The 24,871-nt window shown below is 53.1% G+C and carries 19 protein-coding genes; 11 read left to right on the forward strand and 8 right to left on the reverse strand.

Annotated features, from left to right (window positions below; all coding sequences use genetic code 11):
- Positions 1 to 3: 3 nt before the first annotated feature.
- Positions 4 to 282, reverse strand: coding sequence for a stress-induced protein YchH (ychH, locus tag ACQ0PY_RS13170; RefSeq protein WP_012132144.1), 279 nt, complete (start codon positions 280 to 282; stop codon positions 4 to 6).
- Between the two features lie 274 nt (positions 283 to 556).
- Here ychH and pth point away from each other — a divergent pair, with 274 nt between their 5' ends.
- Together pth and ychF are read left to right on the forward strand one after the other, a co-directional pair.
- Positions 557 to 1,141 carry an aminoacyl-tRNA hydrolase gene (gene pth, locus ACQ0PY_RS13175; RefSeq protein WP_043000471.1) on the forward strand — a complete coding sequence of 195 codons (585 nt, stop codon included), beginning with the start codon at positions 557 to 559 and terminating at the stop codon, positions 1,139 to 1,141.
- 116 nt (positions 1,142 to 1,257) lie between these two features.
- Positions 1,258 to 2,349 carry a redox-regulated ATPase YchF gene (gene ychF / locus ACQ0PY_RS13180; protein WP_043000470.1) on the forward strand — a complete coding sequence of 364 codons (1,092 nt, stop codon included), beginning with the start codon at positions 1,258 to 1,260 and terminating at the stop codon, positions 2,347 to 2,349.
- 96 nt (positions 2,350 to 2,445) lie between these two features.
- Here the strand turns inward: ychF and ACQ0PY_RS13185 are convergent, their stop codons facing one another.
- Positions 2,446 to 4,119, reverse strand: coding sequence for a methyl-accepting chemotaxis protein (locus tag ACQ0PY_RS13185; protein ID WP_109740301.1), 1,674 nt, complete (start codon positions 4,117 to 4,119; stop codon positions 2,446 to 2,448).
- A gap of 886 nt (positions 4,120 to 5,005) precedes the next feature.
- Between ACQ0PY_RS13185 and oqxR the strand changes: the two genes are divergently transcribed.
- On the forward strand, positions 5,006 to 5,485 hold the full coding sequence (gene oqxR, locus ACQ0PY_RS13190) for an efflux pump transcriptional repressor OqxR (RefSeq protein WP_043000464.1): 480 nt from the start codon (positions 5,006 to 5,008) through the stop codon (positions 5,483 to 5,485).
- 64 nt (positions 5,486 to 5,549) lie between these two features.
- Here oqxR and oqxB read toward each other — a convergent pair whose 3' ends face one another.
- Positions 5,550 to 8,705, reverse strand: a complete 3,156-nt coding sequence (gene oqxB, locus ACQ0PY_RS13195; protein ID WP_109740302.1) for a multidrug efflux RND transporter permease subunit OqxB — start codon at positions 8,703 to 8,705, stop codon at positions 5,550 to 5,552.
- Positions 8,706 to 8,729: 24 nt separating this feature from the next.
- On the reverse strand, positions 8,730 to 9,905 hold the full coding sequence (gene oqxA / locus ACQ0PY_RS13200) for a multidrug efflux RND transporter periplasmic adaptor subunit OqxA (RefSeq protein WP_044257676.1): 1,176 nt from the start codon (positions 9,903 to 9,905) through the stop codon (positions 8,730 to 8,732).
- A gap of 336 nt (positions 9,906 to 10,241) precedes the next feature.
- Between oqxA and ACQ0PY_RS13205 the strand changes: the two genes are divergently transcribed.
- The 3 genes from ACQ0PY_RS13205 to gap all read left to right on the forward strand — a co-directional run bounded on the left by ACQ0PY_RS13205 (position 10,242) and on the right by gap (position 12,870).
- Positions 10,242 to 10,595, forward strand: coding sequence for a helix-turn-helix domain-containing protein (locus ACQ0PY_RS13205; RefSeq protein ID WP_043001911.1), 354 nt, complete (start codon positions 10,242 to 10,244; stop codon positions 10,593 to 10,595).
- 205 nt (positions 10,596 to 10,800) lie between these two features.
- On the forward strand, positions 10,801 to 11,781 hold the full coding sequence (locus tag ACQ0PY_RS13210; protein WP_446894148.1) for a GlxA family transcriptional regulator: 981 nt from the start codon (positions 10,801 to 10,803) through the stop codon (positions 11,779 to 11,781).
- A gap of 78 nt (positions 11,782 to 11,859) precedes the next feature.
- The gene (gap, locus tag ACQ0PY_RS13215) at positions 11,860 to 12,870 is read left to right on the forward strand and encodes a type I glyceraldehyde-3-phosphate dehydrogenase (protein ID WP_109740303.1); all 1,011 of its coding nucleotides are present in this window, start codon (positions 11,860 to 11,862) and stop codon (positions 12,868 to 12,870) included.
- Positions 12,871 to 13,257: 387 nt separating this feature from the next.
- Here gap and ACQ0PY_RS13220 read toward each other — a convergent pair whose 3' ends face one another.
- Entirely contained in the window at positions 13,258 to 13,569 is a 312-nt protein-coding gene (locus tag ACQ0PY_RS13220; protein WP_109740304.1) for a hypothetical protein, read from the reverse strand.
- Positions 13,570 to 14,168: 599 nt separating this feature from the next.
- Between ACQ0PY_RS13220 and ACQ0PY_RS13225 the strand changes: the two genes are divergently transcribed.
- Complete coding sequence (locus tag ACQ0PY_RS13225) at positions 14,169 to 14,885, forward strand: YebC/PmpR family DNA-binding transcriptional regulator (RefSeq protein WP_043000457.1); 717 nt, start codon at positions 14,169 to 14,171, stop codon at positions 14,883 to 14,885.
- A 236-nt stretch (positions 14,886 to 15,121) separates the two neighbouring features.
- On the opposite strand, the gene dhaR is transcribed toward ACQ0PY_RS13225, so the two are convergent.
- Positions 15,122 to 17,026: a dihydroxyacetone kinase operon transcriptional regulator DhaR gene (gene dhaR, locus ACQ0PY_RS13230; RefSeq protein WP_109740634.1), complete on the reverse strand. Its 1,905-nt coding sequence runs from the start codon at positions 17,024 to 17,026 to the stop codon at positions 15,122 to 15,124.
- A gap of 240 nt (positions 17,027 to 17,266) precedes the next feature.
- Here dhaR and dhaK point away from each other — a divergent pair, with 240 nt between their 5' ends.
- The 4 genes from dhaK (at position 17,267) to ACQ0PY_RS13250 (ending at position 22,233) form a co-directional block, all read left to right on the forward strand.
- Complete coding sequence (dhaK, locus tag ACQ0PY_RS13235) at positions 17,267 to 18,337, forward strand: dihydroxyacetone kinase subunit DhaK (RefSeq protein ID WP_043000454.1); 1,071 nt, start codon at positions 17,267 to 17,269, stop codon at positions 18,335 to 18,337.
- 10 nt (positions 18,338 to 18,347) lie between these two features.
- Positions 18,348 to 18,980, forward strand: coding sequence for a dihydroxyacetone kinase subunit DhaL (dhaL, locus tag ACQ0PY_RS13240; RefSeq protein ID WP_043000453.1), 633 nt, complete (start codon positions 18,348 to 18,350; stop codon positions 18,978 to 18,980).
- A gap of 10 nt (positions 18,981 to 18,990) precedes the next feature.
- Complete coding sequence (gene dhaM, locus ACQ0PY_RS13245) at positions 18,991 to 20,424, forward strand: dihydroxyacetone kinase phosphoryl donor subunit DhaM (protein WP_109740306.1); 1,434 nt, start codon at positions 18,991 to 18,993, stop codon at positions 20,422 to 20,424.
- A 102-nt stretch (positions 20,425 to 20,526) separates the two neighbouring features.
- Positions 20,527 to 22,233, forward strand: coding sequence for an alpha,alpha-trehalase (locus ACQ0PY_RS13250; RefSeq protein WP_109740307.1), 1,707 nt, complete (start codon positions 20,527 to 20,529; stop codon positions 22,231 to 22,233).
- A 53-nt stretch (positions 22,234 to 22,286) separates the two neighbouring features.
- Here ACQ0PY_RS13250 and ACQ0PY_RS13255 read toward each other — a convergent pair whose 3' ends face one another.
- On the reverse strand, positions 22,287 to 24,398 hold the full coding sequence (locus ACQ0PY_RS13255; protein ID WP_109740635.1) for a TonB-dependent siderophore receptor: 2,112 nt from the start codon (positions 24,396 to 24,398) through the stop codon (positions 22,287 to 22,289).
- Between the two features lie 122 nt (positions 24,399 to 24,520).
- Positions 24,521 to 24,775 carry a GlsB/YeaQ/YmgE family stress response membrane protein gene (locus ACQ0PY_RS13260; protein ID WP_043000449.1) on the reverse strand — a complete coding sequence of 85 codons (255 nt, stop codon included), beginning with the start codon at positions 24,773 to 24,775 and terminating at the stop codon, positions 24,521 to 24,523.
- Positions 24,776 to 24,871 lie beyond the last annotated feature (96 nt).

The raw sequence follows: 24,871 nt of genomic DNA on the forward strand, positions 1-24,871 counted from the left end.
ACGTTAACTGTGACGACGATTATCGTTACGGCGGCAACGTTTGTCGTAATGGCGCACCCACCAGTAGCGGTCGCTGACTTGCTCATGCCCCCCTACGCGGGCACCCGCCAGCCACAAAATGGCACCGACGAAAATACTGAGCACTGCACCATGTGCGAAAAATTGTGGCAGGTTAAATTGCGGCAACTGGTTTAAAATGGAGTAACCCACACCAACCACCATAACCACTAACCCCAAACCCATGAGCACATTACCGAGTAACGAAGCGTTTTTGCGTTTCATGTGTCACCTCCGGAACATTTGGGTTGCTTCAGGGAATACCCCTAATCCATATGTGTAAAGTATAGACAACACACCACTTTGGTAGTGCGCCTGCGATCACAATTACACCCCATTATTCAACAAATCTTTACAAATAAGCCTCTGAACACCTTGACTTTCCAATAATCAATACAGGAAATTATTCAGTTTCCGGGTAAAGTGACACGGTGCTTTGTCAAGCGGGGCGACAGACAGTAAACTACGCGCCAGTTATTGAAACACTCAGGATAAAAACGTGACGATTAAACTGATTGTCGGCCTGGCGAACCCCGGCGCTGAATATGCAGCCACCCGACATAATGCGGGCGCATGGTACGTCGATTTACTGGCAGAGCGGTTGCGTGCTCCTCTGCGCGAAGAGCCGAAATTCTTTGGCTACACCTCCAGAGTCAGTCTGGAAGGTGAAGATGTCCGTTTATTAGTTCCCACCACGTTTATGAATCTGAGCGGCAAAGCGGTCGGCGCAATGGCGAGTTTTTATCGCATCAATCCCGACGAAATTTTAGTGGCCCACGATGAACTGGATCTTCCCCCTGGCGTGGCAAAATTTAAACTCGGCGGAGGTCATGGCGGACACAACGGGCTGAAAGACATTATCAGCAAGCTCGGCAATAACCCTAACTTTCATCGCTTACGTGTCGGAATCGGTCATCCGGGCGATAAAAATAAAGTTGTCGGCTTTGTATTAGGCAAACCGCCTGTTTCAGAACAGAAGTTAATTGACGACGCGATTGACGAAGCGGCGCGTTGCACTGAGGTATGGTTCAAAGACGGTTTGACCAAAGCAACGAATCGATTGCACGCCTTTAAAGCGCAATAAGCAGTGATGTGCGGCATTTTTGCCGTACGCTGTGTATAATAGGCAAAGTTATTTCCATTTCTACAATCTGTTTTCTACAACAGGTTGATTATTAAGATATTAAGGTGATTTAAATCATGGGATTCAAATGCGGTATCGTCGGTTTGCCCAACGTCGGGAAATCTACCCTGTTCAACGCGCTGACCAAAGCCGGTATTGAAGCGGCAAACTTCCCATTCTGTACGATTGAGCCGAATACCGGTGTCGTGCCGATGCCCGACCCGCGTCTGGAGCAGCTGGCTGAGATCGTTAAACCGCAGCGTATCCTGCCGACCACAATGGAATTTGTTGATATTGCCGGTCTGGTAAAAGGCGCGTCCAAAGGTGAAGGTCTGGGTAACCAGTTCCTGACCAACATTCGTGAAACCGAAGCGATTGGCCACGTGGTGCGCTGCTTTGAAAACGACAACATTATTCACGTTTCGGGCAAAGTGAACCCGGCGGAAGATATCGACGTGATCAACACCGAGCTGGCGCTGGCGGATCTCGATACCTGCGAACGCGCTATTCACCGCGTACAGAAGAAAGCCAAAGGCGGCGATAAAGACGCAAAAGCCGAGCTGGCCGCGCTGGAAAAATGCCTGCCGCAACTCTCTGAAGCTGGCATGCTGCGTTCTCTGGATCTGACTGACGAAGATAAAGCGGCGATCCGCTACCTGAGCTTCCTGACGCTGAAACCGACCATGTATATCGCCAACGTGAACGAAGACGGTTTCGAAAACAACCCGTATCTCGATCAGGTACGTGAAATTGCCGCGAAGGAAGGTTCCGTCGTGGTTCCGGTGTGCGCCGCCGTTGAAGCGGACATCGCTGAACTCGACGATGACGAGCGCGACGAGTTCATGCAGGAACTGGGGCTGGAAGAACCGGGCCTGAACCGCGTGATCCGTGCTGGTTACAAGCTGCTGAACCTGCAGACCTACTTCACCGCTGGTGTGAAGGAAGTGCGTGCATGGACCATTCCTGTCGGCGCCACCGCACCGCAGGCGGCAGGTAAAATCCATACCGATTTTGAGAAAGGCTTTATCCGCGCACAGACGATCGCGTTTGACGACTTCATCACCTACAAAGGTGAACAAGGCGCGAAAGAAGCCGGTAAAATGCGTGCTGAAGGGAAAGATTACATCGTTAAAGATGGCGATGTGATGAACTTCCTGTTCAACGTCTAAATAAAATCTGCGGTCTCATGAGGTCACTGAATCTCATGACTCAAAAGTAAAACCAGAAAATCCACGCAATTGCGTGGATTTTTCGTATTAGGGTGCTCAGAACGTTTCCCAGTTGTCTGTTTCTGAAGCTATCTTTTTGGACACCACGTATTTTTCGCCATTATTCCTCTCCCTCTGGCGACTAACACGTTTTTCTGAGGTCATGTTTACTGGTTGTATTCCTTCCTCATTCAAACTGAACACGCTCACCATATCCTGGAGTACACGAGACTGCTCCTGCATTGAAGAGGCAGCTGCAGCTGACTCTTCAACGAGCGCGGCATTTTGCTGTGTGGTGGTATCAATCTGTCCCATCGCACTGTTGATTTGGGCAATCCCATCACTCTGCTCCCGACTCGCTTGTGCGATTTCCTCAATCAGTTGAGTCATGTTCTGAACGTTGGAAACAATTCCCATCATGCCAGCATCTGCTTTTTCAACCAGATTGCGGCCAGAGGCAATACGGGAGACAGAATCATCGATCAATTCCTTAATTTCACGGGCAGCTGACGCACTGCGTTGTGCCAGTGTTCGGACTTCTCCAGCCACCACAGCAAAACCACGTCCGGATTCACCCGCTCGCGCAGCTTCTACTGCTGCATTCAGCGCCAGAATATTGGTCTGGAAGGCTATACCATCAATAACCTGGATGATGTCCGCCATTTTTGATGAGGAATCGTAAATTTCCTGCATCCGGGAAGACACTTCACTCATAACGGCGCCATTCTGTTTCACGACAGAGGCTGTCTCACTCACGTAACGATGCGCCTGCGCCGTGTTTGCTGCAGTATTGTTAATAGTTGCCGTCAGCTCTTCCAGCGTCGAGGCAGTCTCTTCTACTCCTGCCGCTTGCTCTTCCGTGCGAGAGGCCAGATCGGTGTTACCACTATTAATTTCAGCCGCGGCTAACGCAATGCTGTCGGCCCCTTCACGAACCTTGCGTACCGTATTACGCAGACTCTCCGTCATTTCCTTCAGGGAGAGCATCAGTTGTCCAGGCTGGTCTCGGGATTCCACTTTGACGTCGATACCCAGATTACCGGACGCCACTTCCCGAGCCACATTAACGGCTGACAGCAATGGGCGAGTTATCCCACGTGTGATAAACCACGCTAACAGACTGCCGACGACAATAGCGATGACGCCAAGAACAATCAGAGCCTGAATTGCCGCCGAGCCATTCTCCTGAATGGACCCACTGGCTTCATCAATTTGTGCTTTATCGTAATTTTCCAGTGCTTTTACGCTGCCGGAATAGACCTCCATGGCGGGAATGAGTTTCTGGCGAATAAATGCATTGGTGGCATCACCATTCCCTTGTTCACTGATGCGAATCGCCTCATTGCGGATATCGATGTACAGCTTTCTTTTATCTCCCACGGTCGCCAGGAGTGACTTACCCGTATCAGAGACAATTAATTCTGCCAGTTCCTTCTGAATGGCACTCACCCGCTCTGACATTACCTTCATCTTTGACTGGGCAAATTTTTTAATTCCATCATCAGAGGAAGTCAGTACAGATAGCCCCATCGCACCATTATAGTCAATTGCCGCCCCCCACGCCCCCGTGAGTCGCTCCAGCACCAACAACCTGTCCGTAATAGCATGGGTTTCTTTCAATATGCCATTTAATTTAACGATCCCCGTTACAGCCATAATAACGACAAGGGTGAGAACAATACTGAAGCCAACTCCCATTCGGGTACCAACACCAAAATCATTTATTTTCATTTGCTATCTCATACAAAAAAGTCACCTTTTCCCTGCCACCCGTTGAAAAAACCAGAACAATGCCGGGAGCGTTCGACTTAAGGTCGGAGTCAAGCTAACATATTGAAATTGATCATGTTTTAAACATGTGCCAGCGTATCTATCGGCAGAAAGGGAGAGGACTTTAACGTGACCATTCTCTTAGAAAAACATTGACATTGTGAAACGAGACAGGAAATCGCGTGTAAAATAAACCGTATCATGTTGTTTTTTAATTGAAAAAGACAACTCAATTTTTATCGCATAATTTCATACCGGAAACAAAAGAATAAAAAAACAACAACCGATTCCATATTAATCTAAAGATACCCCCTCAACCCACTTCCATTAATTGCATGAAAAATAGTTAACATTGATACTAACGTGGGCCGATAAAAAGAAAACACCACTATTCTTAAACGACAGGCTTTAATCCATTGAAAGTTTCAGAAAGGATAGACTGATATTTTTACTCCAAAGACCTGAATTGATGATATTTTGTCCCCCTACGTATAGCGTACATTTGGTGTTATAAGTGAACACGGATTCGGCGATATTGTTCAGGCAATGAAACTCACCACTAAATATGAGTATGGCTATAACGAATACAAACCACGTTCAGCACTGATTTATCTGACGTCATCTGGGTTTATAACAATGTGTAAAACAGGGTTTCACTCCTTTGGTTCGATAACATCGTTTCAGTGTCTGATTCTCTGGACTGAGATCCCAGGCTGTTCGTCTGGCATGTCAGGTCAAATGTTGACTGCTTCAAAAAAATTACCGTTTTTGTTATATTGATGCTTACTGATTATCCACCTCCGCGGTGCCAAAAAGAACAAGATTCACCGCAACCCAGGACAATAAAATGTTAGATTACCGCTTCCCGACAGCTTTGCAGATGGTTCTCAGCGTAGCGATGGCGGAGCAATCGGGTGAACGTTCGACAAGTGCAATTCTGGCCTATGGTCTGGAAGCAAATCCGAGCTTTATTCGCAAATTAATGGTTCCGCTCACGCGGGACGGTATCATCGTCTCAACGCTTGGCCGCAACGGTTCTATTCATCTTGGTCGCCCGGCGGAAGAGATCACCCTGCGTGATATCTACCTTTCTGTTATTGAAGATAAAAAGCTATGGGCATCGCGTCCTGACGTACCGGCTCGCTGCGTGGTCAGCGCCAACGCTTGCTGGTACTTCAAATCTATCGCCGATGAAGCGGAGCAAGCTTCGTTAGAGGTATTAGCTCGCCATACCGTGGCAAGCGCGCTGGAGGAGGTCAAAAAAGCCGATACCAGCGGGTGCGATCCGGTCCCTGAGATTGATACCCAGTCTAAAAAAGCGCATTAGTTATTTCCTGACTGAAAAAAAACCGCCTAAACGGTGAAGGCGGTTTTTTGTTATGTGCAATTCTTTAAGAAACCGGCAAAACATCCCTTATCGGTTTACCGCGCGTAACGAACTTTCGCAGCGTCACGTAAAACACCGGTGTCAGGAACAGACCAAACAACGTCACCCCCAACATGCCGGAAAATACCGTGATACCGGTGACGCCGCGCACTTCTGCGCCCGCGCCGTGGCCGAGGATCAGCGGAATAGTCCCGGCAATAAAGGCGATGGAGGTCATCACAATCGGACGTAAACGCAGGCGGCACGCCTCCAGCGCGGCTTCCATAATGCCTTTGCCCTGAATTTCCAGCTCGCGGGCAAACTCCACGATAAGAATCGCGTTTTTACAGGCCAGCCCCATCAGCACCACCAGCCCCACCTGCACGAACACGTTGTTATCGCCACCGGTCAGCCAGACGCCAAACAGCGCGGAGAGCATGGTCATCGGGACGATAAGGATCACCGCCAGCGGCAGCGTCCAGCTTTCATACAGCGCCGCCAGGACCAGGAACGCCAGCAGCACCGCGACCGGGAAGACGATCAGCGCCGTGTTGCCCTGGGTGGCCTGCTGGAAGCTCAGATCCGTCCATTCAATGTTCATCCCGTTCGGCAGGATCTGCTTAGACATCGCGTCCAGCTGCGTCATCGCCTGCGCAGACGAGAGCACGCGCGGGTCGGCATCGCCAATCAGATCCGCCGCCGGGTAGCCGTTGTAGCGGATTACCGGATCCGGCCCGTAGGTGGTCGTGATTTTCACCATACTGCCAATTGGCACCATTTCGCCCTGGCTATTACGGGTGCGTAAATTGGCTATGTCTTCCACGCTGTCGCGGAACTGCCCGTCAGCCTGCGCCATCACGCGCCAGGTACGGCCAAACTGGTTGAAGTCATTCACGTACGACGAGCCCAGATAGGTTTGCAGCGTACCGAAAAGGTCGGTCAGCAACACGCCCTGCGCTTTCGCTTTATCACGATCGACCTGTACATCCAGCTGCGGAACATTAGCCTGATAAGTTGAGATCGGAAAATGCATTCCCGGCGTCTGCATAATCGCCCCGGACATGGTATTCACCGCGTTTTGCAGCGCGCCATAACCCAGACCTGCGCGATCCTGGATATACAGCGAATACCCGGAGCCCTGCCCCAACCCTAATATCGGCGGCGGCAGAATGGAGAAGCCAAAACCTTCCTGAATTTGCGCAATTTTCGCGTTGATCTCCGCGTTAATTTCCGCCGCGGAATGTTTACGCTGATCGAACGGCTTCAGGCCGAAGAAGACCGTCCCGGTATTCGGCGTGTTGGTGAACTGCAGCGCGTTCAGCCCCGGGAACGCAACCGCATAGTCCACGCCTTCGGTATTCATCCCGATTTCGCTCATTTTGCGGATCACCGCGTCGGTGCGCGCCAGCGACGAACCTTCCGGCATTTTCACGCCGCCAATCAGATACAGCTTATCCTGCGTCGGGATAAACCCGCCGGGCACCGCTTTAAACATGACGCCTGCGGCACAAAGCAGCAGCAGATACACCGCAAATACCGCGCCGCGTCGTCCCAGCGTTTTACCCACCAGCCCCTGATAGCCGTTCGAGCTGCGGTGGAAAAAGCGGTTAAACGGACGGAAAATCCAGCCGAACAGACGATCGATTAGCCGGGTCGGGAAATCTTTCGGCGCGCCGTGCGGTTTTAACAGCAGTGCCGCCAGTGCCGGAGAGAGCGTCAGCGAGTTAATGGCAGAGATGACCGTGGAAATCGCGATCGTCACCGCAAACTGCTTGTAGAACTGCCCGGTGACGCCCGAGAGAAACGCCATCGGCACAAACACCGCACACAGCACCAGCGCAATCGCGATAATCGGCCCGGACACTTCTCGCATCGCCTGGTGAGCTGCCGCAAGCGGCGCAAGCCCCTCTTCAATGTTTCGCTCGACGTTTTCCACCACCACGATGGCGTCGTCCACCACGATACCGATGGCTAATACCAACCCGAACAAACTCAGGGTATTCAGCGAGAAGCCCAGCAGGTAGAGAATGCTGAAAGTACCCACCACCGAAACCGGCACCGCGATCAGCGGAATAATCGACGCGCGCCAGGTTTGCAGGAACAGGATCACCACCAGCACCACCAGCACCACCGCTTCCAGTAGCGTTTGCACCACCGCACGAATCGAATCACGCACAAAGACCGTCGGATCGTAAGGTGCCGCCCACTTCATATCTGCCGGGAAGCGCGTGGACAGTTCGTCCATTTTCGCGCGTACCGCGTTAGACAAATCAATGGCGTTCGCCCCCGGCGACTGGAAGATACCAATCCCGACCGCGTCTTTATTGTTCAACTGGGAACGCAGCGCATAGCTGCCGGACCCCATTTCGATACGCGCCACGTCGCGCAGGCGGACGACCGTACCGTCCTGCGTCGTTTTCAGGACAATATTGCCAAACTCTTCTTCTGTATGCAGACGGCCCTGGGCGTTAATGGAGATCAGAAAATCGCTCTCTTTCGGCAGCGGCTCGGCACCAAGCTGCCCGGCGGACACCTGTATGTTTTGCTCCTGCATCGCTGTCACCACATCCGACGCGGTCAGCCCGCGCGCCGCCACCTTGTTGGGATCCAGCCAGATGCGCATCGCGTATTCACCCGAGCCGAAAATCTGGATCTGGCCGACGCCCGGCAGGCGCGCCAGCTCGTCCTTCACCTTCAGCGTGGCGTAGTTACGCATATACAGGGAGTCGTACTTACCGTTGGGCGAAAACAGATGCACCACCAGCGTCAGCGTCGGGGACTGTTTCTGGGTGGTAATGCCCAAACGCCGCACGTCTTCCGGCAGACGCGCTTCGGCCTGCGCAACGCGGTTTTGCACCTGAACCTGCGCCTGATCCGGGTCGGTTCCCGGACGGAAGGTGACGGTGGTCACCAGCACGCCGTCGGAACCCGCGACGGACTTCATGTACATCATGTTCTCAACGCCGTTAATCGCCTCTTCCAGCGGCGTCGCCACGGTCTCGGCAATCACTTTCGGGTTGGCGCCGGGGTATTCCGCGCGCACCTGCACGCTTGGCGGCACGACGTCAGGATATTCGCTCACCGGCAGCAGCGGGATGGCGATTAACCCGGTGATAAAAATCAGAATCGACAGGACGGCGGCAAAAATCGGCCTGTCGATGAAAAAGCGGGAAAAGTCCATGGGTTGGATTCTCAGGTCAAGGGATCAGTTGAGGGCGCTGCTGGCGGTCATGGCAACGGTTTTGGCGTTAACCGGCATACCCGGCATAAACACTTTTTGTAAGCCCTCGACGATGACTCTGTCGCCAGGGTTCAGTCCCTGCTGCACGATGCGTAAGCCGGCGGCGAGACGCCCCGGCGTAATATCACGACGCTGTGCTTTCCCCTCTTTATCGACGATATAGACGTATTTACGATCCTGATCGGTCAGCACCGCTTTGTCGTCGATAAGCGTGGCTTTGAACTCCGCGCTGCCCGGCAGGCGTACGCGGGCAAAAAGTCCCGGTGTGAACTGACGCTGCGCGTTATCCAGCAGCGCGCGCATACGGATGGTGCCGGTACTCGGCGTCAGCTGGTTATCCAGGAAGTCCACTTTGCCCTGATGGGGATAGCCCTCCTCGCCCGTCAGGCCAATCTCAACCGGCAGCGCCGTGTGATGGCTGGATGCCCCCTGCCCGCTGCGGGCCAGATTTTGATAGTGGAGATAGGTTGACTCGTCCACGTCAAAATAGACGTAAACCGTCTTCTGCGAGACCACCGTAGTGAGGACGCTGGCGCTGTCGCCCGCAGTCACCAGGTTCCCGCTGGTGATCAGCGCCCGGCTGGCGCGACCGTCAATAGGCGCGGTGACTTTGGTGAAGTCCAGATTCAGCTGCGCGGCGTCAACCGCCGCCTGGGCAGCGCGAATATCGGCCTGCGCCTGGGTGGCAGCCGAACGGCGCTGCTCCCACTCTTCGCGGGATACCACATTCGTGTTGACCAGTTTATCGGTGCGGTTCGCCTCACTTCGCGCCAGGCTTGCCTGCGTTTTAGCTCTTGCCAGGTTCGCCTGCGCCTGTTCCAGCGCCGCGCGATAGGTTCGGTCATCAATCGTGAACAGCACCTCGCCCTTTTTCACTTCCTGACCGTCGGTGTAATTCACTTTATCAATGTAACCAGAGACGCGGGGGCGTAGCTGGACGCTCTCCACCGCTTCAATCCGACCGTTAAAGCTATCCCACTGGCTAATGGATTTTACGACCACGTCAGCAGCACTGACGGCGGGCGCAGGCGGCGCGGCGTTTTGCGCGACGCTGTTATCACATCCGACAAGCAACATAGAGAGCAACATCACCCCCAGCGCGCTCGGATAAACGTTACCCCAGGTTTTTTGCAGGCTCATTATTTTTATTCCGGTATTGGTAGCCGCCGGGCAAGACGCTGCGGGAGACGCCGCGCCACCTCCTTTGTCCGGTAGCTGACTTAAGGCCATTTGTGTCGTTCATCGCCACAAAACTGTAACAGTTGCAAATACACTATCGCGGCGATTGTAGGAAGGCGCTTAACTAAGTGCAAGAATAATTGTTGCACTTTATGTGCTATTTGAGCGGATGTGAAAAGACTTGTTTCAGGCAGGGATTTAAATGTAACAATAAAACTTGCAATTATTTTCAAAAGGAGCCACCTTTAAATGCAACAGATAAAGATGCTTTTTGATACGCAGCCCGGGGGAAGCGAGATGAACACTGGCGCATTTATTCACGATTTACTCGACTGGATCAATAACAACCTTGATAACCGCCTGGACATCGACACCGTTTCCAGACGAGCCGGTTATTCCAAATGGCACCTTCAGCGCATTTTCAAAGAACATACGGGTTATCCCATCGCCGGGTATATTCGCGCGCAAAAGCTGCGAAAATCGGTTGAACGCTTAACCCACAGCGACGAACCGATTTTGAACGTGGCGATCGCGTTGGGCTTTGACTCTCAGCAGTCATTCAACCGCAGCTTCAAGCGTCAGTATGGTCAGGCTCCCGGCGCATGGCGCCGCAATGCCGGTTGCCCGTTGAGTAAACGCCAATGTCAGTAATGCCTCTGTCGGGGGTCAGGACCACCGCGAATGCCTCTACGCCAGCCTGATGAATTGATTGACCCTCTCTTCGCCGCTTATTGTCACGATTCACCGCCCGTTTACTGGCGGTCAGAGGCGGGACAGTCTCTGCGGCAGGGATAAGACCGCTTCCATCTGCGTCTGTGCTGTTGACTTATTCTGTAAAAAGATTACTTTTCAGGACATGAAGAAGATACTCATCATTGTCCCCGATGGCGGTATGCTGTTTGAATCCGCTGGTATTGCCGACATTCTGATGCAGGCCAATCGCCTGCATCCGGAAGGTGCTACGGACATCTGTTACCAGGTGCAGTTAGCAACAACTCAACCGCATCAGGTGATCCATGGTCAGTCTGGTTTAAATTTACTGGCAGATCATCGCCTGCATGAAATTGACCCTCGTGAGCCTCTGGATACCATCATTATCACCGGCAGAGGTCAAAATCCGCAGGAAGGGATTGCAGTGGTTGACTGGCTGCGCCTTGCCGCTCCCCATGCCCGCCGCATTGCATCCATTTGCGGCGGCGCGATGCTGCTGGCGCAAACCGGACTGCTGGACGGCAGACGAGCCACCACCCACTGGAAGCTACTGGAAACCATGCAGGCAGAATTCCTTCAGGTGCGCGTCGAAGGCGGTCCGCTCTACATTCAGGACGAACACATCTGGACGTCAGGCGGAGTCAGTTCCGGCTTTGACCTGACGCTTGCCCTGGTTGAAGAGGACTACGGCTTCAGTCTGGCACGCGACATCGCTCAGGACTTCGTCATGTACCTGCGCCGACCCGGAGGCCAGTTGCAGTTTAGCCGCTACAACCTTCAGCAGAGCAGTACCCAGGGCCCCATTAGCGATCTACAGGCCTGGCTGCTCGAAAACCTCACCGCCGACCTCAGTGTGGATAAACTGGCGGCAAAAGTCGCCATGAGCCCGCGTAATTTCACCCGCGTGTTTACCCGGGAAACCGGCGCTTCGCCGGCCCGTTACGTCGCCGAAGCTCGTCTGGCTGCTGCACGACAGCGTCTGGAGCAGACCAACGAGACGCTGGATCGTATCGCTGAACAAACGGGATTTGGCAGCAGCATTAACCTACGGCGACTGTTTGAAAAACAGCTCCAGCTCACGCCGGGAGAATATCGTCAGCGCTTTCACTGTCGTAAAATGGCGTAAAGTGATCCTTTTTTGTCATTTACGCCAACTGATGACCGACCTACATTACCTTCAGAGACAACAGATAAGGAGTTGATCATGGTAAAGGTCGGTATTAACGGTTTTGGCCGTATCGGACGCAACGTACTGCGTGCAGCGCTGGGTAACCCGGATATTCAGATTGTGGCAATCAACGATCTGACAGACAGTAAGACACTGGCGCATCTGCTGAAATACGATTCGCTGCTCGGAAAACTCGATGCCGACGTCACCGCCGGTGAAGGGCAGCTTGTCGTTGACGGTAAACCCATTACCGTGTTCAGCGAACGCGACCCCGCCAACATCCCATGGCGTCAAAGCGAAGTTGATATTGTTATTGAAGCAACCGGCTTCTTCACTGACCGTGACAAAGCAGCGGTGCATATCCACAGCGGTGGCGCAAAGCGCGTGATTATCTCCGCCCCCGGTAAAAACGAAGATTTAACCATCGTGATGGGCGTTAACGATGGCCTCTACTCCCCGGATAAACACGTCGTGGTCAGCAACGGTAGTTGCACCACTAACGGTCTGGCACCTGCCGCGCAGGTTCTGCACCAGCATTTCGGTATTAAGCATGGTCTGATGAACACCACCCACGCCTATACCAACAGTCAGGCGCTGCATGACCAGCCGGAAAAAGACCTTCGTGGCGCTCGCGCCGCCGCACTGTCGATTGTGCCTTACTCCAGCGGTGCCGCGAAGGCGCTTGGTAAAGTCATTCCTGAGCTGGATGGTCGTTTGACCGGTTACTCGCTGCGCGTACCGGTTCCGGTGGTTTCCATTGTCGATCTAACCGTAACGCTTGAGCGGGATGTGACGACGGAAGAGGTCAATAATGCGTTTCGTGATGCCGCCGCAGCGGGACCACTGAAAGGGATCCTCGGTTACAGCGATGAACCACTCGTCTCAAGCGACTACCAGGGTGACTCACGTTCTTCCATTATCGACGGTCTGTCGACGTTGGTGATTGGCGGAAATATGGTCAAAATTCTGGCGTGGTATGACAATGAATGGGGATTCTCCAACCGCCTCGTCGACCTGGCACTGTTGATGGCAAGGCGTGAACACTAATCCCCTGCTCTCGCCCCCTCAAAAATCCACGCCTGGCGTGGATTTTTAATTGCTGCCGCTTACCTGGCGGTGCAATCTGGGTGAACAGCCAATCAGACGTTTAAAGACTTTACCAAACGCACTGTCAGACTCGTAATCCAACGCGTTGGCAATCAGTACGACGATGTTTCGGTATTTTTCAGACGATCGCAGGCCAAAAACATGCGCTAACGCATAGGGTAGTCCATCGACATGCTGCCCACATTTTCTTTGAAATGTTGGGCAAAACTCGTCGCCAGGGGAAATCAATATCACGTCGGCTATGTGCCATGAGCGAACGTTGCTGATAGTAATTAGTACGGGTGTTATTCAACTTCCGGGTTACAGACAGGTTGCCCCGACATGGGATTAAAGGGGTGAGACGGACTCAACAACATGCTGGAAAACGTAAGGATCAGAAAGTAGTTCAAATTCTTCGTCATCCGGGTAGGTGACCGCCACGTGATAGTTTTCTCCAGCAAACGCCTTCACCGACTGGAGATCCTGCCAGTAGGTAGCAAGAAAAAAATGTTCCCAACCACCCTGCGTTTCTCTGCGAACAAACGCGCCTATGTTTCCTGGGATGCTCTTTGAATGCTCTACTCCTGTTTTCTCCAGATGTATAGCAAAGCCATCCGCATGTTCAAGTGGAACGCAGCCGTGCCAGGTTCTTACAATCATTAGTTTTATCTCCTGTTATGAGAAATATAACCCTATCACCAAAAGGTATTTCATGGTGTAGTTAATGAAGAGTATTTCTTCTGATAGCGAGTTTTCAGGCGCTTCTGACCTTCGTTTATCGTTCATAGCAGACCTGAGGACCAGCCAGTCTATCCTCTGCGAGCCAACAGCAGACGTGAACGTGTTATATAAGGCGAAGGCGGTACTTGCATGAATGCCATTTGAAATGACAACCTTCATAATCCGATCTCTCCTGTGGCCTGCATAATGCCAGACCCAGCATTTTTATAGCTGTTTAGTTAATGCGTTATCGAAAGCCTTTAAAAAGGTATTTTACCAGGTTAATCACTTTTGTTTCTCTTGTCGTATGTATTATTGCTGCGGTTCAACTATTAAGAATAGAAAAGAACCAGAAACATTTCGAATATAGTTTATCCATAATATTAACAATTAATAGTATTAAAACAACACTCCATGAAATGGGATATTTTTATTTCTCATAGACGAGAATTTACATATCATGATATAATGTACGAGGAAAAGCACGCAGGTTATTAACCTGTATGCTTTGTGATTAAATTTTCGAGGGGACTATTCCAGTGGGACGTAAATGGGCCAATATTGTTGCTAAAAAAACGGCTAAAGACGGTGCAACATCTAACGTATATGCAAAGTTCGGTGTAGAAATTTATGCCGCGGCTAAACAAGGTGAACCAGACCCTGAATTAAACACATCTTTAAAGTTCGTTATTGAACGTGCAAAACAAGCACAGGTCCCAAAACACGTTATTGATAAAGCCATTGATAAAGCCAAAGGTGGCGGAGATGAAACGTTCGTGCCAGGGCGTTATGAAGGCTTTGGCCCCAATGGTGCAATGGTTATCGCTGAAACGTTAACGTCGAATGTTAACCGTACGATTGCTAATGTCCGCACAATTTTCAATAAAAAAGGCGGCAATATCGGCGCGGCAGGTTCTGTAAGCTATATGTTTGACAATACTGGCGTGATTGTATTTAAAGGAACAGACCCTGACCATATTTTTGAAATTTTGCTTGAGGCTGAAGTTGATGTTCGCGATGTAACCGAAGAAGAAGGAAACATCGTTATTTATACTGAACCTACAGACCTTCACAAAGGCATTGCAGCGCTAAAAGCAGCAGGTATTACTGAATTCTCAACAACAGAATTAGAAATGATTGCTCAATCTGAAGTTGAACTTTCACCAGAAGATTTAGAAATCTTTGAAGGTCTTGTTAATGCCCTTGAAGATGACGATGATGTTCAAAAAGTCTATCATAACGTTGCAAATCTCTAATTAAGAATGAAAGGAATCTGCCATTATGGCAGGTTTTTAACCTTATCACGTTGTTATAACGAAACATATTTAGCCGGGTATCAGGGATAGTGTCCATCGACCCGTTGGACTCACCGTTCAGAACAGACCCGTCTCCCTGTTACCAGACTGCAGATCGCGCAAAGGGCACCCGTGATGGGTCCCCTTTGCCGCAACCTACAAAAATCGCCTTCACTCTCCTGCAACAATCCCGCTTATCAGGGACTCAACTTAAAATGCGCGGCGTTAATATTGTATTGCTTCATTTTTCGCCACAAGGTGGTGCGGCCAATTTTCAGCAGGCTGGCCATCTCCTGAATCCGCCCACCGGTCACCCTTGCCGCGTGAATAATGGCGTCTTTCTCAATATCACTGAAAGCGACGCTGGCAGAGAAACGATCGGTCGCGGGTTCTGAGGCTCGGTGCTCGTTAAAGAGATATTCCGGCAGATGGTTCAGGTGAATACGCCCGTTGTCACTTCTCAGCGCCGTATTTTCAATGACACTGTTGAGCTCGAAGTCATTCCCCGGCCAGTCGCAGGCAATCAGCGGAGTCAGCACATCGTCATCCATAAACAGGCGGGTCGAAAAGCGTTTTTCCAGGCGACGCAGGCGGTGATTCACCAGCGAAGGAATGCTGTTACGCCGCTGTCGCAGCGGTGGAATCATTATTTCAAAGGCGTGCAACGCGTAATAGAGCTGGCGGCTAAAGCGGTTTTGTTCCACCAGCCGCGCCAGATCCACCGTTGTGGCGGCAATCACTTTCACGTCAACTGGCACCACCCGCCGCGCGTCCAGTCGAGTGATCACCCCTTGTTTAATCACCTGTAACAACGCCGACTGCAGTTCTGGCGCCAGATACTCAATTTTTTCCAGGTACAGCGTACCGCCGTGCGCCAGTTCCAGGCGGCTCAACCGCCCTTCGCTGTCGTCATCCGCCGTACTGGCGATAAAATCCCGTACCTGATCGGCATACAGCTGACAGTTCACCGCAATATACGGGCCTTCTGCCCGTTCGCTGGCATTATGAATAGCCTGACTCAGCAACTCTTTACCCACGCCCTCTTCGCCGCATAACAACACCGGAAAACTGCCCCGCGCCGCCTGACGGCCAAAATGAACGATACGCTGGGTCTGCGGATCGTCCTGCGCCATCTGCGCGAAGGTATGGCTTACTTTACCCAATTGACTGGTCATCAACTGGCGCATCTTCTCCACCGGATGCAGCAGCAGAATAAAACTGGTGCCCTGCGTTTCGACAATCGGTTTGAGAGTAATCACGGTATCAATGAACTGATGCTGGCTTTCAAATGTCGCCTCAACATGATGCAGCGGACGCTGATGGCGGATCGCACGCACCAGCAGGCTGGGCAGCGTCAGGAGTTCATTGAGGTTTTTGCCATGGGCAGCCGTCACATCAAGATGCAGTAGCCGTGCCGCCTGAGCATTGATGAATTGCAGACTGCCCTGCGCGTTCCAGGTCATCACGCCGTCATCCATGCTCTCCAGCAAACCGTACAGTTGATTGAGATGACGGTTTGATTCGGCAAGCAGGCTGTCGGTGAGCAGCGAGTTTCCCACTTCACGCGCAATCGCCAGGGTTAATGGCAGATCGGCAGGCGATGCGTGATCTGCCGGACAGCCCAGCGCAATGGATCCTAAGAGGCGTCCATGGTTGTCGAAAACAGGCGTTGAGCAAAAACACCACGCACCGAGCGCATGTTTAAAATGGTGATCGGGCAGCGTTTTTACCGGTTGCCCTACGACAGAGGCCAGCGACAGCGCGCAACTGCCAATGATGCTTTCGGCACAATAGGTGCCGTCGACAAAACCGAGTTCCGCCAGTTGCCCGAGCGTTTTTGGATCGCCACAGCGGCTCAGCACACACGCACTCTCATCCAGAATGAACAGCGCACACTTTCGCGGCGCCATGTATTCCCATGCGTCCTCCAGCGCCGCCTGTCCAAGCGTGAGCATCGCCGTCTTACGCCGACAAATCGAATCAAACGTCAGTCCCTGTGCCCGGTGCGGTTGCGCCCAGAAATCACGCTGCATTATTTTGCCGCAGCGTAGCCACGAGTCGCGAATAAATTCAGGGATATTCGATTCATCGCTTATGTTCACGCTGTTATTCACTGTCTGTTTTCCCTCATTTCAGGGTGCGGTCGCTCGCAATTCTGCGGTATCTCGCGCTTTTACGTTCCGTTATGGAACATTCATCAAAATAAATGTTCTCTTTTGGAACATAACATCGATGAATTTTCTTTTTCGCGCGCTGGGGCACAATTACGTTATCGGCAGCGAGCGGTCGCCGTGGCGTTGTACACCATCGATCCCCTGGAGCCTAAGACCCGGAGCAAGAGAATGAAAAAGCTGATTAACCGTGTGGAAGACGTACTGAGTGAACAACTGGCTGGCCTCGCAAAAGCGCACCCGTCGCTGACCCTGCATCAGGATCCGGTGTATGTGACCCGTGCAGATGCCCCCGTTCAGGGCAAAGTCGCGCTGCTTTCCGGCGGTGGCAGCGGGCATGAACCCATGCACTGCGGCTATATTGGTCAGGGCATGCTGTCTGGCGCCTGCCCCGGCGAAATTTTTACCTCCCCAACGCCCGACAAAATGTTTGAATGCGCCATGCAGATTGACGGCGGCGAAGGCGTGCTGCTGATCGTGAAAAACTACACCGGCGATATTCTTAACTTCGAAACCGCCACTGAACTGCTGCACGAAAGTGGCGTGAAAGTCACCACTGTGGTGGTGGATGACGACGTGGCCGTCAAAGACAGTCTCTATACCGCCGGACGACGCGGCGTCGCCAACACCGTGCTGATTGAAAAACTGGTCGGGGCGGCGGCAGAGCGCGGCGATTCCCTGGAAGCGTGTGCGGAACTTGGCCGTAAACTTAATAATCACGGCCATTCGATCGGTATCGCCCTCGCTGCCTGTACGGTTCCGGCCGCCGGTCAGCCCTCTTTCACCCTTGCCGACAATGAAATGGAGTTCGGCGTCGGGATCCACGGCGAGCCCGGCATCGACCGTCGCGCTTTCGTCTCCCTCGATCAGACCGTTGATGAGATGTTCGATACCCTGCTGGAAAACGGCACCTATAGCCGCACGCTGCGCCACTGGGATCCCGCTCAGGGCGTCTGGCAGGAGGATAAGCAAGGCAAACAGCCTTTGCAGCGTGGCGATCGCGTCATCGCGCTGGTCAATAACCTCGGCGCCACGCCGCTTTCTGAACTGTATGGCGTCTATAACCGCCTTGACGAACGCTGCCAGCAGGCGGGTATCGTTATCGAACGTAATTTGATTGGTTCGTACTGTACGTCACTGGATATGACCGGCTTTTCCATCACCCTGTTAAAAGTGGATGACGAGACGCTGGCACTCTGGGACGCACCGGTTCATACCCCAGGCCTGAACTGGGGCAACTAAGGAGAGCGTCATGTCACTGAACAGAGAACAAATTGTGAGTTGGCTTTATCGCTGCGGGGAGATTTTCAGCAAAGAGAGTGATTATCTCACCGGGCTGGATCGCGAGATTGGCGATGCCGACCACGGTTTGAATATGCATCGCGGCTTTAGCAAAGTGGTCGAAAAATTACCGTCCATTGCGGATAAAGATATTGGGTTCATTTTAAAAAATACCGGGATGACGCTGCTGTCAAACGTCGGGGGAGCCAGCGGCCCGCTGTTCGGCACCTTTTTTATCCGCGCCGCGCAGGTCACTCAGGCGCACCAGAGTTTGTCGCTAAATGAACTCTATCAAATGATGCGTGAAGGCGCCGATGGCGTGATCAGCCGGGGTAAAGCCGAGCCGGGTGATAAAACGATGTGCGATGTCTGGGTGCCGGTGGCGGAGTCACTGCGCCAGTCGAGCGAACAGAACCTCTCCGTCACCGCCGCGCTGGACGCCGCCGCCGTTCAGGCTGAAGCCGCCGCGCAAAGCACAATTACGATGCAAGCCCGCAAAGGTCGCGCCAGCTATCTGGGCGAGCGCAGCATCGGGCATCAGGATCCGGGCGCAACCTCGGTGATGTTTATGATCCAGATGCTGGCAGCCGCAGCAAAAGAGTAAGGACAGTAAGATGGTAAACCTGGTGATAGTCTCTCACAGCGCCCGCCTCGGTGAGGGGGTGGGCGAACTGGCGCAACAGATGTTAATGGGCGGCGACTGTAAAATCGCCGTTGCCGCCGGTATCGACGATCCGCAAAACCCCATCGGTACCGACCCTATCAAGGTGATGGAGGCGATCGAGTCTGTTGCTGATACCGACCACGTGCTGGTGATGATGGACATCGGCAGTGCCCTGCTCAGTGCGGAAACGGCGCTGGATCTTCTCGACCCGAGCATTGCCGGGAAAGTGCGACTGTGCGCCGCGCCACTGGTTGAAGGGACGCTGGCGGCAACGGTGAGCGCCGCCGCGGGCGCGGATATCGAAAAGGTCATCGCCGATGCGACGAACGCCCTTGAAGCTAAGCGCGAGCAACTGGGTTTACCCTCTTCTGCTGATGAGCGCCGCATGACTCCGGTTTTTAGCGCACCGGACGCAGCGGCAAAATCAGTGTCCGTGGTGATCAAAAACCCTAACGGTTTGCACATTCGTCCGTCGTCCCGGCTTGTGGCAACGCTGTCAGCCTTTGACGCGGATCTGCTGCTGGAAAAAAATGGCAAGTGCGTCACGCCGGATAGCCTTAATCAGATATCGCTGTTGCAGGTTCGCTGTAATGACACGATCCGTCTGCTGGCAAGCGGAGCGCAGGCGGATGACGCGCTGGCCGCATTTAGCCAACTGGCTGCGGAGAACTTCGGTGAATCGCTGGACGATGTCGCAATTACCGCATCGTCGACGGAGAAGATTACGGGCAGCGCGTTCTGTTACACCCCGACGCTGCCGCCGGTTCGACAAGCCTCGGATCTCAGTCCCGTTGCAGAACAGGCGCGACTGCGTAACGCGCTGGATCTCACCCTGCTCGATCTGATGACGCTGCTCACCCGCATGGAAGAACACTGGCCTGGTAACCTGGCGGCCATTTTCTCTGGTCACCATATGTTGCTGGACGATCCAGAGCTGTTTGAAACCGCCTGCGGGATCCTGCGTAGTGAACACTGTACGGCGGAATATGCCTGGCAGCAGGTGCTGAGCAACCTCAGCATGCAGTATCGGCAACTGGATGATGCCTATCTGCAGGCGCGCTACATCGATATCGACGATCTCCTGCATCGCACGCTACGTCATTTGCTGCAAAGCCCGCTGACGTTGCCTGATTTCACCGCGCCTGCCATCCTGGTCGCCGACAATCTGTTTCCCTCAACGGTGCCGGAATTCGACCCGAACGTGGTGAAAGGCATTTGCCTGCGTGAAGGCAGTCCGCTCGCGCATGGCGCCTTGATCGCCCGCGAGATGGGCATCGCCTGGATATGCCAGCAGGGCGACGCACTTGACGATGTGCAGACGGGTGAGCGGTTGACCCTTGATGTGGCGCAAAATCGCGTCGTCAGGGAAAGGAAAACCCTGTAACGTCGCAAAAAAAGGAGGGTAACAACGCGCCGGGGGCGATCCTGGACTACGATTTTCTCATGGTAGATACCGTTTTTCGGTACGCACTAAGGAGATGAATCAATGCATACCCCTGCTTTTTGCACGTCTGGTTCGCTGTCGTGGGTCATAAAATTAGCGGTTTCCGGCACCCTTCTGTCCTTCTCTTCACTGTCTGTGCACGCAGAAGAGATGCCGGTTACCCCGCCGCAACCGCCGGATATTTTGCTCGGCCCGCTGTTTAACGATGTGCAGAATGCCAGACTGTTCCCCGATCAAAAGACCTTTGCTGATGCCGTGCCAAACAGCGATCCGCTGATGATCCTTGCGGATTACCGGATGCAAAAAAATCAATCCAGTTTCGATTTACGCCACTTTGTGAGCGTCAACTTCACGTTGCCAAAAGAGGGAGAAAAATATGTTCCGCCGGAAGGACAATCGCTGCGTGAACATATCGACGGGCTGTGGCCAGTATTAACACGCTCTACCGAAAGCGCGGGAAAATGGGATTCGTTGCTGCCGCTACCTGAACCTTACGTGGTACCCGGCGGGCGCTTCCGGGAAGTCTATTACTGGGACAGCTACTTCACCATGTTGGGACTTGCCGAAAGCGATCACTGGGACAAAATTGCCGATATGGTGGCGAACTTTGCCTGGGAGATTGATGCTTTCGGTCATATCCCCAACGGCAACCGCACCTACTATCTGAGCCGTTCCCAGCCCCCCTTCTTCTCCCTGATGGTGGAACTGCTGGCGCAGCATGACGGCGACGATGCGCTGACAAAATACCTGCCGCAGCTGCAAAAAGAGTATCTCTACTGGATGGAAGGCGTCGAAACGCTGCAGGCAGGTCAACAGAACAAACGGGTGGTGAAACTGGATGATGGCACCATTTTGAACCGCTACTGGGATGAGCGGGATACGCCACGACCGGAATCCTGGGTTGAGGATATCGCCACGGCAAAAAGCAATCCAAACCGTCCGGCCACCGACATTTATCGCGATCTGCGCGCTGCGGCGGCATCCGGCTGGGATTTCAGTTCGCGCTGGATGGATAACCCACAGCAGCTCGGCACGCTGCGGACCACCAGCATCGTTCCGGTGGATCTTAACGCGCTGCTGTACAAGATGGAAAAAATCCTCGCGCGCGCCAGCAAAGCCGCGGGGGATGAAGCAAAAGCCAACCAGTACGATTCGCTGGCGAACGCCAGACAGAAAGCGATTGAGCACTACCTGTGGAATGACAAAGAAGGCTGGTATGCGGATTACGATCTGAAGAGCAAGCAGGTGCGTAATCAACTGACCGCTGCCGCCCTGTTCCCACTGTATGTCAACGCGGCCTCGAAAGATCGCGCCAGCAAAATGGCCGTGGCCACTCGCGCGCATCTGCTGCAGCCGGGCGGGCTTGCCACCACCTCGGTGAAAAGCGGACAGCAATGGGATGCGCCAAACGGCTGGGCGCCGTTGCAGTGGGTCGCCACCGAGGGCTTACAGAACTATGGACAGAGTGAGGTGGCAATGGAGGTAAGCTGGCGATTTCTGACCAACGTGCAGCACACCTACGATCGCGAGCAAAAGCTGGTGGAAAAATATGACGTCAGCAGCACCGGAACCGGCGGTGGCGGCGGTGAATATCCGTTACAGGATGGTTTTGGCTGGAGCAACGGCGTCACGCTGAAGATGCTCGACCTGATCTGTCCGAAGGAAAATCCATGCGACAACGTGCCGGAAAAACGTCCTGTGACTCGCCAGACCTCCACCGAACCGACACAAAAACAGGCAACGCCGTAATAGCCAACGCCTGACCGGCCTGGAAATACCAGGCCGGTTTTCGCTTCACGCGATCAGAAACGGTAGCTTGCCCCGACCTGAACGGTACGATCACGACCAATCCAGCAATTGGTGCTATCGTAGCAACTGAAGGTTTCTTTGTTGGTGATATTCTGCGCGCTGGCTTTTAACGTCACGCCGCGCAATGAAGGCAGCGCCTCGCCTAACTGATATGACACGGCGAGATCGTACTGCGTTGTGCCTCCGAGCTTACCGCTCTTGTTATCCGGCGCAATTTCCATCGGCCCGGTATAGCGCGCCCCTGCGCCCATTGTTAGCCCGCGCAGTACGGTCGCATCGAAGGTGTAATCGCCCCACAGATTAAACGCATTCTCCGGCACCTGTGTCGGGCGTTTGCCTTCGTATGTTTCGTCTTCAGTATTGATCGCATGAGTATAGGCGTAGTTGGCAATCAACGTGACGTTGTCACCTGGTCGGCTAATCACCGACAGTTCCGCGCCTTTTGATTCGATCTCCCCGGTCTGCCGATAATCCCAGGTTGGTGTGGCGGAAAGAACATTCTTCTGACGGATGTTAAACACGGATGCCGTCAGCGTGGTCGCGTAATCAGCCAGCAGGTATTTCACCCCGCCTTCCAGTTGTTTGCTGGTTGTCGGCTTCACCTCTTTTGACGTCAGCGTGCCCTGCGGTGAAATCGGTTTGAAGCCTTCGGAATAACTGATAAACGGTGAAATACCGTTTTCAAAGGCATAAAGCGCGCCAAAACGTTTGGTCACCCGGTCCTGGGCGATCCAGGTTTTCTCATCATTTTGCAGCGCGTCGGTCGTCGTTGACCGATAGTCGTCGTAACGCAGACTGGCCAACAGATTTAAGCCGCCAAACGCCACCTGATCCTGCAAGTAGTAGCCATTTTGCTGATAAGAAAGGCGGTTTTTCTGTGCGGTGTACAACCCCAGATCGGCAGTATGCACCTGATGGAAATCCGGGTCGCGCATGTCGATTCCCGGCGTGGCGCTGGCGTAACGGTAGAAGTAATGGCTGTCGAGTTTCTGATAATCAAAACCGGCCAGAATATGGTGCTGCCAGTCGCCCAGCGTGACCGTTTTCGTTACCTGGTTGTCAATGTTGAAACTTTTCAGATCTTCATCGGTGGTATAGGCAAAGCGGTTCAGCATCCAGACCGGGTTTGTGCCATTGCCGGTTGAATAGACGCTGCGCTGGTGCGTATCAACATCAAAATAGCGCGCCCGCTGACTGAATCCCCAACCGCTGTCAAATTCATGTTCGAAATGATAACCCACCATCCACTGACGCTGCTTAAAGCCACTCCACTCATCACCGGCGTAATCACGGCGATCGGCATACCCCGAGCGCAAATAGGCAATGGGTAACGGGTTTGACGGCGACAACGACGGTGTATTTTGCACCAGCGCATCCAGCGTCAGGCGCGTTTTGCTGTCTGGTTGCCAGGTGACGGAGGGCGCCAACAGATAGTCTTCATAACGTGTCGTACGCGGTTGATCGTCGCCCTCCGTCGCCTTGCCCAGCAGACGGTAATTCCAGTCGCTGTCGCTGATTTTGCCGGTGGAATCCAGATAGCCTTCTTTCAGATTTCGTGTACCGGTATTAAAGCCGATCTCCGTTTTTTGTTCAGCCTGCGGTTTTTTGCCCTGAATATTCACCAGTCCTCCTGGCGAACCGCTGCCATACAGCACAGAGGCGGGCCCTTTCAGAATATCGACGCTTTCCACCAGCAGCGGGTCGATACGTGCTTTGGTGTTGCCAGTGACGTTGTACGGCAACTGCAGGCCGTTGTAGTACTCCTGATCGACAGAGAAACCGCGAATCTTGTACTCGCTCAGGTAGGAGGTATTGCCGCGCATTTCTGTCGACACCCCCGGCGCATAGCGCAGGATCTCGTTGACGGAATTCGCATGACGTAACGCGATCTCGTGATTATCGATGGTATTAATCACCTGCGGCGTTTTACTTTCCGGGACAGCAGATTTGGTGGCGCTGTTAGTCCAGGCAGGCAGCAGGCTCTCCTGACCTGTCGCTGAAACGACAATAGTCGATTCGTTGGTGTCCGCCGCATATGACAATGTGGTCAGAGCCAGTGAGATACAGCCAGAAAGCGCGCAAAGTCGAAAACAAGAAGTTGTCATAGTGAGAATAATTATCAGTTTAAATTGGAATGCCAATTATTCTCATTTCAATGGGTAAATCAAGAGAGGAATTGAAGGGGAATACCATTAAAAACACGGCTCCCGCAGGAGCCGTATTGTTATTAATCGCGGCGTACGAGCCGGTATACCACCAGCACCACAATGGCGCCCACCACAGCGACCAGGAAACTGTGAAGGTTAAAACCACTGATCGTGCCGCCAATACCAAACATGGTCGCCAGCCATCCGCCCACTACAGCACCGACGATGCCGAGTATACAGGTCAGGATGAATCCGCCGCCGTCACGTCCCGGCATGATCAATTTGGCGATAACACCGGCAATCAAACCAAATACAATCCAGGCAATAATTCCCATGTTCAGACCCTCTTTTCAGGGAAACCACACGCAACCGTTTCTTGCGCTTGTCCGTTAAGTATAGGCAACCCCTTGATCCCCGTTGTTTCCGCGAGG

Source organism: Citrobacter sp. LST-B2 (genome assembly GCF_057983045.1).